Origin of the sequence: Bosea sp. 685 (assembly GCF_031884435.1) — a bacterium.
Lineage (GTDB): Bacteria > Pseudomonadota > Alphaproteobacteria > Rhizobiales > Beijerinckiaceae > Allobosea.
Map to the genome: position 1 here is coordinate 825,938 of NZ_CP134779.1, position 14,373 is coordinate 840,310.

A 14,373-nucleotide genomic window follows, 5' to 3' on the forward strand; every position below is an offset into this window, starting at 1 on the left:
CGTGGCGTATTGCGAGCAAGACCCGACCGGACGGCGGCCGACTATTTGATTTTTGTGATACGCCGGATCAGGAATCGCGCTGTATGGCTGCTCCCATCCTCATCACTGCACGGCTCCAGCTTCGCGACTGGCGGGATGCCGATCTGGAACCGTTCGCGGTGCTCAACGCCGATCCGCGCGTCATGGAGCACTACCCACAGACACTGGATCGCGGTCAGAGCAACGTCTTTGCCAATCGTATTCGCGCCAACCTTGCCGAGCGCAGCTTCGGTCTGTGGGCCGTCGAAGCTCCAGGCGTGGCGCCGTTCCTAGGCTATGTTGGACTGTCGGAGCCGAATTTTCAGGCGCTGTTCACACCCTGTATCGAGATCGGCTGGCGGTTAGCCCGTGAACACTGGGGGCATGGCTACGCTTCGGAGGCAGCATCGGCCGTGCTGGACTACGCATTCGGCCCGCTCGCACTATCGCAAATCGTCTCGTTCACTGCGACTGGCAACCAGCGCTCGCGCCGCGTTATGGAGCGCCTGGGGATGCGGCATCTCGCAAGCGAGGATTTCGATCATCCAAACCTTCCTGGAGGGCACCCTCTTCGGCGGCACGTCCTCTATCGTCTGAATAGATCGGACTGGGCGCTCTCCCACTCCGCGCACAAATCCTGATTTTTGCGTCTTCGTCGCAACGGATGGCTGCTTCTTCGTCTCACTGAACAGCCGATTGCACCGCAGCCGCCAGATGTCTCACTGGGTTGGATGAATCGAGCCGAAGAATTGGTGCGGTTTGCGAGGCGAGCCACGCCTCATGCGCAATACGGCTACGCTGCTCCACGCCGGCGGTATCGTAGGCGGCTGCCCAACTGAGAAATTCCGCGCTCGTCGCGGCCATGTCTCCACTCGGAGCGATGCGCTCTCCGTAGCGCGCCAGTTCACGCTTTCGCAGTCGCTCCATGCGTAGCACGGGGTCGAGCCGCAGATAAACGATCAGCTCGTATAGCGGCTCCAGGGGCTTAGCCCATTTGATCGCTGAGCCGGACAAGATCCAGCTCGCGCCCGGCTTTAATTGGTCGAGAAGCAGGGCCTGCCGCTCTAGGAGCGGCCGAGGCGCCTGGAACGGAGGGTCGGTCGGGAGCCAATAGAACGCGTCAGAATCCCTGTGCGGCACATCGAGAAGAGTTCCGAGCGCTTCGCCGAGCGTCGTCGTTCCCGAACCGGATGCGCCGAGAATGTGTATGCGAGGCATGGAGCCCTCCGCCAAGGACACAACTCCGAAGCCATTAGGGGTTAGCCGCCGGGTTTTCTAGGGGCCATCATGGGGGGAGCCGCAGCGCAAACCGTCTTCTCCCGATCCCCGTGCTCTCCACGCGCTTGACCTTCCGCGCCGCTTGCGCCTGATGTCGCGCCATGCGCCGCCCCAAACTCCTTTTCGTCGCCACGGAAGACTGGTTCTTCGCCTCGCATTTCCTGCCGATGGCCCGCGCCGCGCGCGAGCTCGATTTTGACGTCGTCGTCATCGCCCGCGAGCGGCAGCATCGCCGCGCCATCGAGGCAGCGGGCGCAAGGCTGATCGCGCTGGAGGCCGAGCGCCGCAGCCTCGATCCGCGCGCGCTTTACCGCCAGATCGCGGCGCTGAAGCGCCTGATCGAGGCCGAGCGGCCCGACCTCCTGCACTGCATCGCCTTGAAGCCGATCGCGCTCGCCGGCCTCGCCGGCAAGCTCGCGGGCGTCGAGCGCCGCGTCTATGCGCTGACGGGTCTTGGCTTCCTCGGCGCCAAGCAGGGCCTGGTCGCGGGCGCGGCGCGGCTGGCCGTCCGGTTCTGGCTGCGCGCGGCGATCGACGGGCCGCAAACCCGCTTTCTGTTCGAGAACCCCGACGATCCCGTCTCGTTGGGCTTCGATCCGCAGGACGCGAGCAAGGTCGCGATCGTCGGCGGCGCGGGCGTTGATCCCCTGATCCTGATGCCGGAGCCGATGCCGGCGACTCCGCCGCTCAAGGTGGCGCTGGTTGCGCGCATGCTCTGGTCGAAGGGCGTCGACCTTGCGGTCGAGGCGGTGCGATTGGCGCGGGCGGAGGGCGCGCGCGTCGAGCTTACGGTCCATGGCGCGCCCGACCCGTCCAATCCCAAGGCGATTCCCGAGGCGACGCTGAAGCAATGGGCGGCCCGGCCGGGCATCAGCTGGGCCGGCCCGACACGCGATATCGAGGGCGTCTGGCGCCAGCACCATCTCTGCATCCTGCCCTCGCGCGGCGGCGAGGGGTTACCACGCACGATCCTGGAGGCGGCGGCCTGCGGTCGCGCGATCCTGACCACGGATGTGCCGGGCTGCCGCAGTTTTGTCCGCGACGGGCGCGACGGGATGGTGGTGCCCGCCGACGATGCAGCCGCGCTCGCCAAGGCGCTGATCACCTTCGCCGGCGCGCCGGCTCTGGCCGAGCGCATGGGCACGAGCGCGCGCGCAAGGTTGATCGACGGCTATACCGAGCGCGATGTGATGAACGCGGTCAAGGCGCTCTATCGCGGCCTGCTGAACCAGCCGACGGCCGAGGTCGCGGCGTGAGCGCCGTAGCCATAGGGCTCGACCGGCGCGGCTTCATCCTGGCGCAGACGCGGTTGCTGCCGGTGCCGCATGCGCCGGAGATTTCACTCCATGTCGCCGAGGAGGCGACGGAGCTCTGGCAGAAGACCGAGGATGAGCTCGCCACCATCGGCCTGCCGCCGCCCTTCTGGGCTTTTGCCTGGGCCGGTGGACAGGCATTGGCGCGCTATCTCATCGACCAGCCGGGAAACGTGGCCGGCAAGCGCGTGCTCGATTTCGCCAGCGGCTCGGGGCTCGTGGCGATTGCCGCTGCCAAAGCCGGTGCAGCGCGGGTCGAGGCCTGCGACATCGACGCTTTTGCGGGCGAGGCGATCGGCCTCAACGCGCAGGCCAATGGCGTTCACATCGAGGTCCTGCTCGACGATCTGATCGGCCGCGACGAGGGCTGGGACGTCATCTGCGCCGGTGACGTCTGCTATGAGCGCGCGATGGCGGAGAGCATCATTGACTGGCTCTCGCAATTGCAGGCGCGCGGCGCGACCGTGCTGATCGGCGATCCCGGCCGGAGCTATCTGCCTCGGGACAGGCTGGAGGTGCTGGCGACCTATCAGGTCCCGGTGACGCGCTCGCTGGAGGACGCGGAGATCAAGCAGAGCTCGGTCTGGCGGTTGAAGGGCTGACGGACACACCGTGTCATTCCGGGGCGTCGCCCTCGGGTCCGACCTTTGGTCGGCCCAAGGATAAACTCCGCGGTGAACCCGGAACCCGCGACCGGGTGATACATCCTTGCTGTTGCAAGGTCTCCACCCAGTCGTGGGTTCCGGGCCCAGGCCTGCGGCCCGCCCCGGAATGACGGGCGGATTCCTTCCTTATCCGCCATGCTTCTCCAGAAACGCCTCGACCGACAGGCCGCGGAAATCCGCCAGCGCTCCCCGCAGGCGCGCATGCTCCCAATCCCACCAGCCCAGCGCCAGCAAGCGCTCGGCGATCGGCTCCGGGAAGCGCCGGCGGATCGGCCTGGCCGGATTGCCGCCGACGATGGTGTAGGGCGCGACATCCTTGGTGACGATCGCGCCGCCCGCGACCACCGCGCCGGTGCCGATTGTGCGGCCGGGCAGGATGATCGCGCCATGGCCGATCCAGACATCGTGGCCGATGGTCACCGGCGTCGAGCGCCGCCAGGCGAAGAACGCGGCATCGTCCTCCGCATCGTCGAAATAGGCCGAAGCGCGATAGGTGAAATGCGACTGGCTCGCCCGCTGCATCGGGTGGTTGCCAGGGTTGATCCGGGTCATCGCCGCGATCGAGCAGAATTTCCCGATCGTCGTGTAGATGACATTGGAATCGTTCACGACATAGGAGTAGTCGTCCATCGACGACTCGACGAAGGACGTGCGCGCGCCGATTTCGGTGTAGCGTCCAAGCGTCGCCTGCCGCACCTGCGCGGTCGGGTCGATCAGAGGTTCCAGTCCCAGTTTCTTGGCCACGATGTCGCTTCCTTCTCAGATCGCTTCAGGATTGCCGGCCGTAGCGCCGGGAGCTCTCGTCCTCATCGTCGGCCCATCGGGAGCCGGCAAGGACACATTGATGGATGCCGCTCGCGCGGCGCTCGCCGGCGATGCCCGGTTCCACTTTGCCCGCCGCCTGATCACGCGGCCGGCGATGGCGGGCGCCGAGGATCACGACAGCTGCTCGCAGACCGATTTCGAGGCGGCCGTCGCGCGCGGCGAGATGGCGCTGAACTGGGGCGCGCATGGCTTGACCTACGGCATTCCCGCCGCCGAACTGTCGGGCATCGCGCGCGGCCAGGTCGTGATCGTCAACATCTCGCGCGGCGTCATTCCGGTTGCCGAGCGGCTGGCCGGACGGGCCACCGTCGTCAACATAACCGCTCCGAACGCCGTGCTGGCGAAGCGACTCGCCGCGCGCGGGCGCGAGAGCGAGATCGATATCGCAGCCAGGCTCGCTCGCGAGGCGCCCTTGCGGACGCAGAGCGCTGAACTGGTGACGATCCAGAACGACCGTACGGTGGCGGAGGCGGCGGCAGAGTTCGTCGCGGTGCTGCGGCGGTTGGCTGACAAGGCCGCCGAAGGTGAACTGAGCCGGTTTTGATCCGCTACCGTCATCCTGGGCGACCGAAGGTCGTCCCGGGATCCATCGTAGAGCCAGACTTGTCAAAGGATTGGGCCTCCGATGGATCCCGGCGCTCCGCTTCGCTTCGGCCAGGATGACGGCGCGTTTCCCAGCAAATCCGTGATCCCCTCAAGCGATGGAGCGCGCTACTAGCCCAGCACGAAAGAATCGAGCAGGCGGAAGCGGCTCTCGCGCGTGTCCTGCTTGAAGAGCGCGATCCGGTCGATCGCGACCGGGGCCGGCGGGACATGTTCGGCATAGGCCTGCGTCAGCGCCTGCTTGACGGCCAAGATTTGTTCTGCCGGCAGCGAGCCGGTCAGCGTCATGTGGAAGCGGAAGGCGTCGCCGACATAAGGATAGCCATAGGCCTCGAGATAGGCCCGATGCGCCGGCGTCAGCGGGCTCTTGAGGCGGCGCGCCAGATCGGCCGGGCTCAACGGGGCTCGGAAGGGCTCGAAGGCCTGGACGACGGAGAAAGCCAGATCCTGCAGGGGGCGGCTCTCGGCTGAAGGCGTCAGTGCGATGAAGGAGCCGAGCGCGGTGACGCCGAGCCCCTTGAGCGGAACCGCATTCAGCCCCGAGGCGAAATTATGGGTGAACGCGCGCAATTGGCCTTCCTGGCGGCCGAGCGCCAGTTCGAACGGAGCTTTCAGCGTCGCGTGGAAGCCATAGCGCCGGGGTTCGGCGGTGAGAGCCGGCCAGCTTTCCGCGCCGCAACCGGCTGGGACCGAGAACGGCGCATCGGCGGCCGTGATCGCGTCATAGCCAAGCGTTGCGCTGCCGAAGCGCCAGAGCGCGCTGTCGGCGGTGGGGGCGTAGTAGAGGGCGTAGCGCGGCGCGGTCAAAATGCCCGCTCGCCCTTCGACCAGACGGCGGCGAGCACCGGCGTCGCGCCCAGCACCTTGAAGCGCACGAGGTCGGCGCGCAGGCCGGGCTTGAGATGGCCGCGATCCTTGAGGCCCAGGATGTCGGCGACTTTCCAGGTCACCATGCCCATGGCTTGCGGCAAGGCGATGCCATGGCTGGCATGGAGCTTCAGCACAGCCTGGAGCAGGCTCGCCGGGACATAGTCGGAGGAGAGCCCGTCAAGCAGGCCCTTCTCGGCCAGTTCCGCGACCGAGACGCCGCCGGAATGCGAGCCGCCGCGCACGACATTGGGCGCGCCCGCGACAGTGGCCAGACCGCGCTGCTTGGCGGCTTCCGCGGCTTCGATCGTGGTCGGGAATTCCGAGATCACGGCGCCCGACGCGATGCCGGCCTCGACATGCTCCAGCGTGGTGTCGTCATGGGTCGCGATCGGGATCCCGCGCGAGCCGAACATCTCGACGACGGCGCTCCAGTTGCGCGAGACATTGGCAGCGCCCTCCGACTGGCGGACGACGACATCGGCCTCGAACTCGGCCTCGGTCTTGCCGTTGCCGAGCGCATAGGTGCGCAGATGGTCGATATTGCGCCATTGCCGCTGGCCGGGCGTGTGGTCCATCAACGAGACGAGCTGGACGAGCTCGTCGTCCTGATAGGGCTCGATGTCTTTGAGCAGGTCCGGGCTCGTCAGTTCGCAGCGCATATGGATGCGGTGGTCGATGCGGAAGACGTTTTCGCGGCGGCCCTCGGCCAAGGCCTTCATCACATCGGCGAAGATGTCCTTGCGGTAGTCCTTGGCCGAGAAGGGCGTGCCGGCGCAGATCGCGTCATAGACGGTGGTGACGCCGGCCGCCGCCATCTGCGCGTCATGGACAAGCGCTGCCGCAAGCCCGTTCGGCCAGAACACCTTCGGCCGTGGCATGAAGTGCTTCTCGACATTGTCGGTGTGCATCTCGACGAGACCCGGCGCGACATAATCGCCGTTCACGTCGATGGCGCCCGGCAGGGATGACTTGCCCTGGTCGACCGATATGATGCCGGCTTCGTCGAAGGCGATCGTGCCGGAGACGACGTCGTTCTCGAGGATCAGTCTGGCGTTGGTGAGAACGGTTTGCATCAGGCGGCCTTTCTGAAATCGGTGATGTCGAGATAGCGCGTGGCGACGGCCTCGCGCACCGCCTCATCATGGAAGATGCCGACGATGGCGCAGCCTTTAGCACGGGCTTCGGCGATCAGCGCGACCACGACGTCGCGGTTGGCGGCGTCGAGCGAGGCGGTCGGCTCGTCGATCAGCATGATCGGCGAGGGATCGACGAAGGAGCGGGCGATATTGACGCGCTGCTGCTCGCCGCCGGAGAAGGTCGCCGGCGCGAGCCCCCAGAGCCGCTCGGGCAGGTTGAGCCGCGCCAGCATGGCCTTGGCCCGCTCGCTCGCTTCCACGGCGTCGACGCCGCGGGCGAGCAGCGGGTCGCGCACGATGTCGAGCGCCGAGACGCGCGGGATCACGCGCAGGAATTGCGAGACGAAGCCGAGCGTGCGGCGGCGGATGTCGAGCACGGTGCGCGGCACGGCCGAGACGATGTCGATCTGGCGGCCGGCATGGGTGATGGTGATCGTGCCCGCGCTCGGCAGGTAATTGCCGTAGAGGATGCGCAGCAGGCTGGATTTGCCCGCGCCCGAAGCGCCCGCCAGCACCAGAGCCTCGCCGGCGGCGACGCTGAAATTAACGTTGTCGAACACCGGCAAGCGGACGCCGCCCTGATTGTGCAGGGTGAAATGCTTGGCGACGTTCTCGACGTGAATCATCGTGGTCATGATGTCAGTGCCTTGTGCGGGCGGAGTGACGAGGGTGTGACGGGCGGGCTTCACACACTCAGCACCGCCGAAGTCAGAAGCTGCGTATAGGCGTGGTGCGGATCGTCCAGAACCTGGTCGGTCAGGCCCTGCTCGACGACGCGGCCGTCCTTCATCACCATCAATCGGTCGGTGAGCAGCCGCGCGACCGCCAGGTCGTGGGTGACGATGATGGCGGCGAGGCGGAGATCGCGCACCAGGACGCGAAGCAAGTCGAGCAGGCGGGCCTGCACGGAAACGTCGAGGCCGCCCGTCGGCTCGTCCATGAAGACGAGGCGGGGTTCGGAGACCAGCACGCGGGCGATCTGCAAGCGCTGTTGCATGCCGCCCGAGAACTGGCGCGGCCGGTCGTCGATGCGGTTCTCGGCGATCTCGACGCGCTGGAGCCAGTCGAGCGCGCGCTCGCGGATCTTGCCGTAATGCCGGTCGCCGCGATCCATCAGGCGCTCGCCGACATTGCCGCCGGCCGAGACATCCATGCGCAATCCGTCGCGCGGGTTCTGGTGGACGATGCCCCAGGCGGTGCGCATCAGGCGGCGGCGCTCCTGCTCGGCCACCGAATAGATGTCGAGCGGTTGGCCCGAGCCGCGAAACAGCACCTCGCCCTCGTCGGGCCGGTCGATGCCGGCGAGGCAGCGCAGCAAGGTCGACTTGCCCGAGCCGGATTCGCCGACGATGCCGAGCACTTCGCCCGGCCAGAGGTCGAAGGAGATGTCTTGGCAGCCGATCCGCTCGCCATAGAAGCGGCTGATGCCGGCGACGGAGAGCAGCGGCTCGGGATCGAGGTTCGCCTCGGGGGGAGAAACGTGGACGGTCATGGCTTTATCTCCTCGACCAGATGCAGCGCCGAGGCGTCGGCCAGCATCGTGCCGCGATGGCCGGCCTCCCGCCGCGTCTCGCAATGGTGGCTGTCGGAGCAGACGAACATGCGCCCGCCCTTGTCGTCGGTGACGACCTCGTCGAGATAGCTGTCGGTCGCGCCGCAAAGCCCGCAGGGCTCGTTCCAGCTCTGGATACGGAAGGGGTGATCCTCGAAATCGAGGCTCTTCACGCTGGTATGCGGCGGCAGGGCGTAGATGCGCTTCTCGCGACCGGCGCCAAAGAGCTGCAGGGCCGGCGACATGTGCATCTTGGGATTGTCGAATTTCGGGATCGGCGAGGGCGCCATGACATAGCGGCCATTGACCATGACCGGGTAGTCATAGGTCGTGGTTACCTCGCCGAAGCGGGCGATGTTCTCGTAGAGCTTGACCTGCATCAGCCCGTATTCGGCCCAGGCGTGCATCTTGCGCGTCTCGGCCTCGCGCGGCTCGAGCCGGCGCAAGGGCTCGGGCGTGGGCACCTGATAGACCATGATCTGGCCTGCCTTGAGCGGTGCTTCCGGGATGCGGTGGCGGGTCTGGATGATCGTGGCATCCTCCGTCGCCTCGGTGGTGCGGGCATCGGCCGTGCGCTCGAAGAAGCGCCGGATCGAGACGGCGTTGGTGGTGTCGTCGGCGCCCTGGTCGATCACCTTGAGCGTGTCGTCGGGGCCGATGATCGCGGCCGTGACCTGGATGCCGCCAGTGCCCCAGCCGCGCGCCAATGGCATCTCGCGCGAGCCGAACGGCACCTGGTAGCCCGGCACCGCGACGGCTTTGAGCAAGGCGCGACGGATCATCCGCTTGGTCTGCTCGTCGAGATAAGCGTAATTATAAGCCGGCTTTGCATCGTCGGCTGGGAGCGTCTGATGGGCGTTCATTCGGCGGCCTCCGGCAGGGTGTCTTGTTCGCGCGCCAGCCGTTGCTCGCGCTCGCGGGTGATGCGGCGGATCAGTTCGAGCTCGCCCTGGAAATCGACGTAATGCGGCAGCTTGAGATGCTCGACGAAGCCGGCTGCCTCGACATTGTCGGAGTGGTAGAGCACGAACTCGTCTTGCTGGGCCGGATAGTTGGCGGCCTCGCCGAATTCGCGGCATTTCAGTGCCCGGTCGACCAGCGACATCGACATTGCCTTGCGCTCGGAATGGCCGAAGCTCAGCCCATAGCCCCTGGTGAATTGCGGGGCGACATCCTTCGAGCCCTGGAACTGGTTGACCATCTGGCATTCGGTCAGGGTGATCTCGCCGAGATCGATGGCGAAGCCGAGCTCCTCGGGCACGAATTCGACAGAGACCTCGCCGACCCTGATCTCGCCGACGAAGGGGTGGTTGCCGCCATAGCCGCGCTGCACGGAGTAGCCGAGCCCGAGCAGGAAGCCCTCATCGCCGCGCGCCATCGCCTGCAGGCGGACATCGCGATCGGCCGGGAAGGAGACAGGCTCGCGGGTGAGGTCGAAGGGGCGCGGATCGCCTTCGGGCGGCGCCTCCGCCTCCATCAGCCCCTCCGCGCCGAGAATATCGGGGACGCGTGGCATGTGGGTGTCGAGGGGGGCGGTTTCCTTCTCCCCTCGGGGGAGAAGGTGGCCCGAAGGGCCGGATGAGGGAAGGATTGCAGTCGGCGCCAGACCTTCGCCGTTTTGACTTCCCTCACCCCTACCCTCTCCCCCACCAAAGTCGGCTGTTGCCGACTTTGGCAAAGGTGGGTGCCCAACTCGGGCAGGCCCGAGTTGGGTGGGAGAGGGGGTAGGTCGAGGCTCATCCATCAACCCAAAATCGAACAGCCGGTGCGTGTAGTCATAGGTCGGGCCCAGCACCTGCCCGCCCGGCAGGTCCTTATAGGTCGCCGAAATCCGCCTCCGGATCGCCATCCGCGCGGTATCAACCGGCTCGGAGGAGCCGAAGCGCGGCAGCGTCGTGCGATAGGCACGCATCAGGAAGGCGGCCTCGATCGCGTCGCCCTGCGCCTGTTTCAGCGCCAGCGCCGCAAGGTCGAGGTCGTAGAGGGAGCCCTCGTTCATGACGCGGGCGCAAGCGAGGCCCTGTTGCTCGCGGATCTGCGCGACCGTGAGTTCCGGCACGGCCTCATCGCCGCGCCGCGCTTCCGCGACCAGATCATGCGTGGCGAGGATCGCGGCCTCGCCGCCTTTGACCGCGACATACATTAAGCCGCCTCCTCGATGCGGGTGGTGCGCGGCAGGCCGAGCAGGGCGTTGCCGCAGGTGAGGATGAGATCGACGCCGAGCGGGTAGAGCTCGGCATTGGCCGCGACCTCGGCCCAGAAGCCGGGACGCAAGCCCTGCGGGGCGATGCTGCGGCTGCCGGCAATGCCGGGGCCGCTCAGGGTCACGCTCTCGCCGCCGGTGAGCGCGGCGCATTGCACGAGCACCGTCGCGGAACGATCGGGGAACTGGTCGTGGCCGGGGTCGAAGGCGGCGAGCGGCGGGGCCGTGCTCGCGCCGTCGATGACCGCGAAGGCCGCCCCGGCGGGAGCGTCGAGGATCGCCGCGCCGCAATGGAAGCGCAGCCAGGCGCCGGCGGGGCCGTCGCGCAGCTGTTGCGGCAGGAAGATGGGCGTTTCGTAATCGGCCAATGTCAGCAAGGCGGTCGCGGTTGCGGCGCAAAGCCCGTCCGGTGGCAGGATTGCTCCGGACACTCTCTGCTCCGTGCCGGGCTCGGACAGGGCCGCGAGCACGGCGCGAAAGGCGGCTTGCGACTGGAAGACCGGATCGGTGAAGCCGGCGGCGATGAGGTTTTCGGTCTGCATCATGCGCCCCTGACCAGAGTGAAGAAATCGACCTTGGTGGCGGCGGCCTTGCGCGAGGCGAGGTCGCGCGCCGTAGCTTGTGCAGCGGCGAGCTGCGCCACCCCGACGAGAAGCGCGCCATCGGCATCCTCGCTCTGCAATCTGGCGTCGAGGATCGCCGCGAGGCGCGCCTTGCGGCCGTCGCGGCCGAGCGCATAGGAGAAACCCATTGCGCCGTTCTCAAGCCTGACGACGCAGCGCGTCACCGTCGCTTCGCCGAGGTTGAAGCGCCGTCCGGCGCCGCCGGCGCGGCCTTCGACCATCACCGTGCCGGTCTCGGGCGCCTTGAGGATTTCATGGGCCGGCAGCGCGGCGCCAACCAGCGTCTCGATCTCACTGCGCGAAGCGCGGGCGAGGATCGCCATCCAGCGTTGCCGCGCCGTCGTTTCGCGCGCCGCCGTCTTGCCCGGATCTGTCTCGGTCATCATCATGCGCCGTCTGGTCACTCTTTAATGTCTAGACTATAATAGGCTCGTCGCCGGGAAAGGTCTATACATTTTGGATGAAATTTTGATGACGAGCGCTGCGCCGGATGTGAGCGAGGCCGCCGAGGAGCACGGCACGGCATGGCGCCGCATCGCGGGTGAGCTTGAAACCGCGATCGGTCGCGGCGATTACGCCATCGGGGATACGTTGCCGGCCTCGGTCGTGCTGGCTGAGCGTTATGGCGTGCATCGCCACACCGTGCGCCAGGCCTTCCGCCATCTGGCCGAGCAGGGGTTGGTCACGGTCGCGCGCGGCCGCGGCACCCAGGTCAGCGCGCGGCGCGTGCCCTATCCGATCGGCCGGCGTGTCAGCATGCGCAGCAATTTCGGCAAGCTCGGCATCGTCGGCTCGAGCGAGACGCTATCGACGGCGATGGTGACGGGCGATGCGGAGACCTGCGCGCAACTCGGCCTGGAGGCGGGCGCGCCGCTATGGCGGATCGAAGGCCTGAGCCGTGCCGATGGTACGCCGATGGGAACAGGCACGCATTGGCTCTCGGTCGAGCGCTTCCCGGATTTCGACCGCGTCTTCCGCGAGGCGAGCGCCTCGATGACGGCGGCGTTCAAGGCTGTCGGTATCGACGATTATGTCCGCCTCTCCACGCGCTTGACCGCGCGGCTCGCCAGCGAGCGCGAGGCGCTCCTGCTCGAGATCGCGCCCGGCGCCGCCGTGATGGTCTCGGCCGCGATCGACGCCTTGCCGGACCTGACGCCGATCCATCTGGTCAACAGCGTTTTCGCCGGCGAACGCATGGAAATGGTGGTCGAGCCGTTCAAGGAGTGAGGGCTGCGGCTGCCGTTATGGTTTCGGCCATAACGCATCCGACCATAACGGAAAGGGCGCGGGGAACCCCTCTCCTGTAAGGAGAGGGGCAGGGGTGAGGTGTAGGCTCCTGGACCAGTTGCGTGATGTCCTCACAGCGAAGCCGCGGTGAGGTTACGGCCAAAGCGTCAAACGGCCGACACCTCACCCAACCCTCTCCTTACAGGAGAGGGCTCCCGTGCTTGCTGGTTTTCGGATGGAGCTACCTTCTCTCGCGAGCGAAGGAAAAAGCCCTCACACCGCCCGTTGCCCAATGATCGCGAAGCGCAGTTTGCTGGAGAGGAAGTCGATTGCGGTCACGGCCGCCAGGATCAGCAGGATCAGGAACGAGACCTGCTGCCATTCCAGCGTGCGGATGGTCTCGGCCAGGTAAAGCCCGATGCCGCCGGCGCCGACAATGCCGATGATGGTGGACGAGCGGGTATTGGATTCGATGTAATAGAGCACCTGGCTCGCGATCACCGGCAGCACCTGCGGAATAAGCCCGAAGCGGATCTCGTGGAGCTTGCTGCCGCCCAGCGAGGTCACGCCCTCGACCGGCTTGCGGTCGGCCGATTCGATCGCTTCGGAGTAGAGCTTGCCGAAGGCGCCGAGATCGCTGGTCATGATCGCGAGCATGCCGGCGAAAGGTCCAAGGCCCACGACATTGACCCAGATCAAGGCCCAGATCAGCGCATCAACCCCGCGGACCGTGTCGAGCGAGCGCCGCGCCAGGAAATGCACGACGCGGTTGGCGACGACGTTCTTGGCGGCGATGAAGCCGAGCGGGAAGGCCAGGATCGCCGCCAGGATGGTGCCGAGGAAGGCAATCGCGATCGTCTCGAACAAAGCCTTGACGAAGAGCAGCGCCCGCCCGAACGAGCCCGGATCGGGCGGCAGCATCAAGGCAACGAAGGTGCCGAGATTGCCGAGCCCATGCAGGATCTTCCAGAGCGAGACCTCGAGCGTCGTCAATCCGTAGAGGAACAGGCCGGTGAGACCGGCGACGATCGCGATCGTGATCAGGCGCGTCTTCAGCGAACCGTCGATCGCCGCTTTGTGGCGAGTGATGAGGGCAGCGCGGTCGGTTGTGGACAAGACGAGGCTCATCGGCCGTGCTCCAGGCTCAGCAGCGCATGGCGCAGGCGCTCGGTGCCGTAGTCGATCAGCATCACGGTGACGATGATCAGCAGCAGGATGGCGCTGATGTCGGTGAAGTAGAATTTGCGGATGGCCTCGATCAGGTCCTGGCCGATGCCGCCGGCACCGACGAAGCCCATGATCGAGGCGCCGCGGACATTGATCTCGAAGCGCAGCAGCGAATAGCTCGCGAAATTGGAGAGGACTTGCGGCACCACGGCAAAGCGGATGATCTGCCACCAGCCGGCGCCTGTCGCGGTCATGCCGTCGACTGGCTTCATGTCGATGTTCTCGACCACTTCGGAGAACAGCTTGCCCATGGCGCCCATGGTGTGGATCGCGATGGCGAGCATGCCGGGCAGCGGTCCAAGACCGAAGGCGATGACGAAGATCAGCGCGAAGACGATCTCGGGGACGGTGCGGGAGAATTCGAGGAAACGGCGGGTTGCGAAGCGCAGCCAGCTCGATCTGCCGAGATTGGCGGCGGCGGCGAAGCAGAGCAGGAAGCCGCCGAGCGTACCCAGGATCGTGCCGGTATAAGCGATCAGGATGGTCTGCCAGAGCAGCTTGAGCCAGCCTTTGATGCCCCAGAACCATTCGGCCATGTCGGAGCCGAGCGTCGCCCAGCGCAAGGTCGGCATGGTCTCAAGAATGTATTTCGGGAAGCGCCAGGCGTTCTCGACGAACTTGCCGGGGTCGACCTCGGAGCCGAGCGCCGCGAGCCAGACGCAGACGAGGAAGATCACAGCGCCGATCAGCGTCTGCCGGCGCTTCGCCGACATGGCGCGGCGATAGCTCTCGACATGGCCGCTGATCACGGGGTCGTTGCGGTCGATCGCGAGGGTCATGAACGCGGTCCGTCAGGGGAGGAGGCGTCATTCTCGGGCCGCGCTTTGCGCGGA

17 protein-coding genes are annotated in these 14,373 nt (G+C 66.6%); 5 read left to right on the plus strand and 12 right to left on the minus strand.

Annotated elements, in window-relative coordinates; translation table 11 throughout:
- Window positions 1-83 precede the first annotated feature (83 nt).
- Window positions 84-659: a GNAT family N-acetyltransferase gene (locus RMR04_RS04920; RefSeq protein WP_311913289.1), complete on the plus strand. Its 576-nt coding sequence runs from the start codon at window positions 84-86 to the stop codon at window positions 657-659.
- A gap of 40 nt (window positions 660-699) precedes the next feature.
- Here the strand turns inward: RMR04_RS04920 and RMR04_RS04925 are convergent, their stop codons facing one another.
- Entirely contained in the window at window positions 700-1,236 is a 537-nt protein-coding gene (locus RMR04_RS04925) for a P-loop NTPase family protein (RefSeq protein WP_311913291.1), read from the minus strand.
- Between the two features lie 161 nt (window positions 1,237-1,397).
- Between RMR04_RS04925 and RMR04_RS04930 the strand changes: the two genes are divergently transcribed.
- Window positions 1,398-2,552, plus strand: a complete 1,155-nt coding sequence (locus RMR04_RS04930) for a glycosyltransferase family 4 protein (RefSeq protein WP_311913292.1) — start codon at window positions 1,398-1,400, stop codon at window positions 2,550-2,552.
- Window positions 2,549-3,211 carry a class I SAM-dependent methyltransferase gene (locus RMR04_RS04935; protein WP_311913293.1) on the plus strand — a complete coding sequence of 221 codons (663 nt, stop codon included), beginning with the start codon at window positions 2,549-2,551 and terminating at the stop codon, window positions 3,209-3,211. The genes RMR04_RS04930 and RMR04_RS04935 overlap by 4 nt, the downstream gene beginning before the upstream one ends.
- 189 nt (window positions 3,212-3,400) lie before the next feature.
- Here RMR04_RS04935 and RMR04_RS04940 read toward each other — a convergent pair whose 3' ends face one another.
- Window positions 3,401-4,021, minus strand: a complete 621-nt coding sequence (locus tag RMR04_RS04940) for a transferase hexapeptide repeat family protein (protein WP_311916056.1) — start codon at window positions 4,019-4,021, stop codon at window positions 3,401-3,403.
- Between RMR04_RS04940 and phnN the strand changes: the two genes are divergently transcribed.
- Window positions 4,020-4,643: a phosphonate metabolism protein/1,5-bisphosphokinase (PRPP-forming) PhnN gene (gene phnN, locus RMR04_RS04945; RefSeq protein WP_311913294.1), complete on the plus strand. Its 624-nt coding sequence runs from the start codon at window positions 4,020-4,022 to the stop codon at window positions 4,641-4,643. The two genes, RMR04_RS04940 and phnN, sit on opposite strands and share 2 nt — an antisense overlap.
- Window positions 4,644-4,813: 170 nt before the next feature.
- Here the strand turns inward: phnN and RMR04_RS04950 are convergent, their stop codons facing one another.
- Genes RMR04_RS04950 through phnG form a run of 8 tightly spaced genes read right to left on the minus strand, consistent with a single transcriptional unit; the run spans window position 4,814 to window position 11,469 of the window.
- Window positions 4,814-5,509 (minus strand): DUF1045 domain-containing protein, encoded by a 696-nt coding sequence (locus tag RMR04_RS04950; RefSeq protein WP_311913296.1) that lies wholly within the window; start codon window positions 5,507-5,509, stop codon window positions 4,814-4,816.
- Window positions 5,506-6,645 carry an alpha-D-ribose 1-methylphosphonate 5-triphosphate diphosphatase gene (locus RMR04_RS04955; protein ID WP_311913297.1) on the minus strand — a complete coding sequence of 380 codons (1,140 nt, stop codon included), beginning with the start codon at window positions 6,643-6,645 and terminating at the stop codon, window positions 5,506-5,508. Before RMR04_RS04955 ends, RMR04_RS04950 begins: the two co-directional genes overlap by 4 nt.
- A complete protein-coding gene (gene phnL, locus RMR04_RS04960; protein WP_311913298.1) occupies window positions 6,645-7,343 on the minus strand; it encodes a phosphonate C-P lyase system protein PhnL in 699 nt (232 codons plus the stop codon). Before phnL ends, RMR04_RS04955 begins: the two co-directional genes overlap by 1 nt.
- 50 nt (window positions 7,344-7,393) lie before the next feature.
- Entirely contained in the window at window positions 7,394-8,200 is an 807-nt protein-coding gene (gene phnK / locus RMR04_RS04965) for a phosphonate C-P lyase system protein PhnK (protein WP_311913299.1), read from the minus strand.
- The gene (locus tag RMR04_RS04970) at window positions 8,197-9,123 is read right to left on the minus strand and encodes an alpha-D-ribose 1-methylphosphonate 5-phosphate C-P-lyase PhnJ (protein ID WP_311913300.1); all 927 of its coding nucleotides are present in this window, start codon (window positions 9,121-9,123) and stop codon (window positions 8,197-8,199) included. The genes phnK and RMR04_RS04970 overlap by 4 nt, the downstream gene beginning before the upstream one ends.
- On the minus strand, window positions 9,120-10,403 hold the full coding sequence (locus tag RMR04_RS04975; protein ID WP_311913301.1) for a carbon-phosphorus lyase complex subunit: 1,284 nt from the start codon (window positions 10,401-10,403) through the stop codon (window positions 9,120-9,122). The genes RMR04_RS04970 and RMR04_RS04975 overlap by 4 nt, the downstream gene beginning before the upstream one ends.
- Window positions 10,403-11,005: a phosphonate C-P lyase system protein PhnH gene (gene phnH, locus RMR04_RS04980; protein ID WP_311913302.1), complete on the minus strand. Its 603-nt coding sequence runs from the start codon at window positions 11,003-11,005 to the stop codon at window positions 10,403-10,405. Before phnH ends, RMR04_RS04975 begins: the two co-directional genes overlap by 1 nt.
- A complete protein-coding gene (gene phnG / locus RMR04_RS04985; protein WP_311913303.1) occupies window positions 11,005-11,469 on the minus strand; it encodes a phosphonate C-P lyase system protein PhnG in 465 nt (154 codons plus the stop codon). Before phnG ends, phnH begins: the two co-directional genes overlap by 1 nt.
- Before the next feature lie 88 nt (window positions 11,470-11,557).
- On the opposite strand from phnG, the gene phnF reads away from it, so the two are divergent.
- Complete coding sequence (gene phnF / locus RMR04_RS04990) at window positions 11,558-12,313, plus strand: phosphonate metabolism transcriptional regulator PhnF (protein ID WP_311913304.1); 756 nt, start codon at window positions 11,558-11,560, stop codon at window positions 12,311-12,313.
- A gap of 273 nt (window positions 12,314-12,586) precedes the next feature.
- Here the strand turns inward: phnF and phnE (RMR04_RS04995) are convergent, their stop codons facing one another.
- Window positions 12,587-13,441, minus strand: a complete 855-nt coding sequence (phnE, locus tag RMR04_RS04995) for a phosphonate ABC transporter, permease protein PhnE (RefSeq protein WP_311913305.1) — start codon at window positions 13,439-13,441, stop codon at window positions 12,587-12,589.
- Window positions 13,438-14,319: a phosphonate ABC transporter, permease protein PhnE gene (gene phnE, locus RMR04_RS05000; RefSeq protein WP_311913306.1), complete on the minus strand. Its 882-nt coding sequence runs from the start codon at window positions 14,317-14,319 to the stop codon at window positions 13,438-13,440. The genes phnE (RMR04_RS04995) and phnE (RMR04_RS05000) overlap by 4 nt, the downstream gene beginning before the upstream one ends.
- Between the last annotated feature and the right edge of the window lie 54 nt (window positions 14,320-14,373).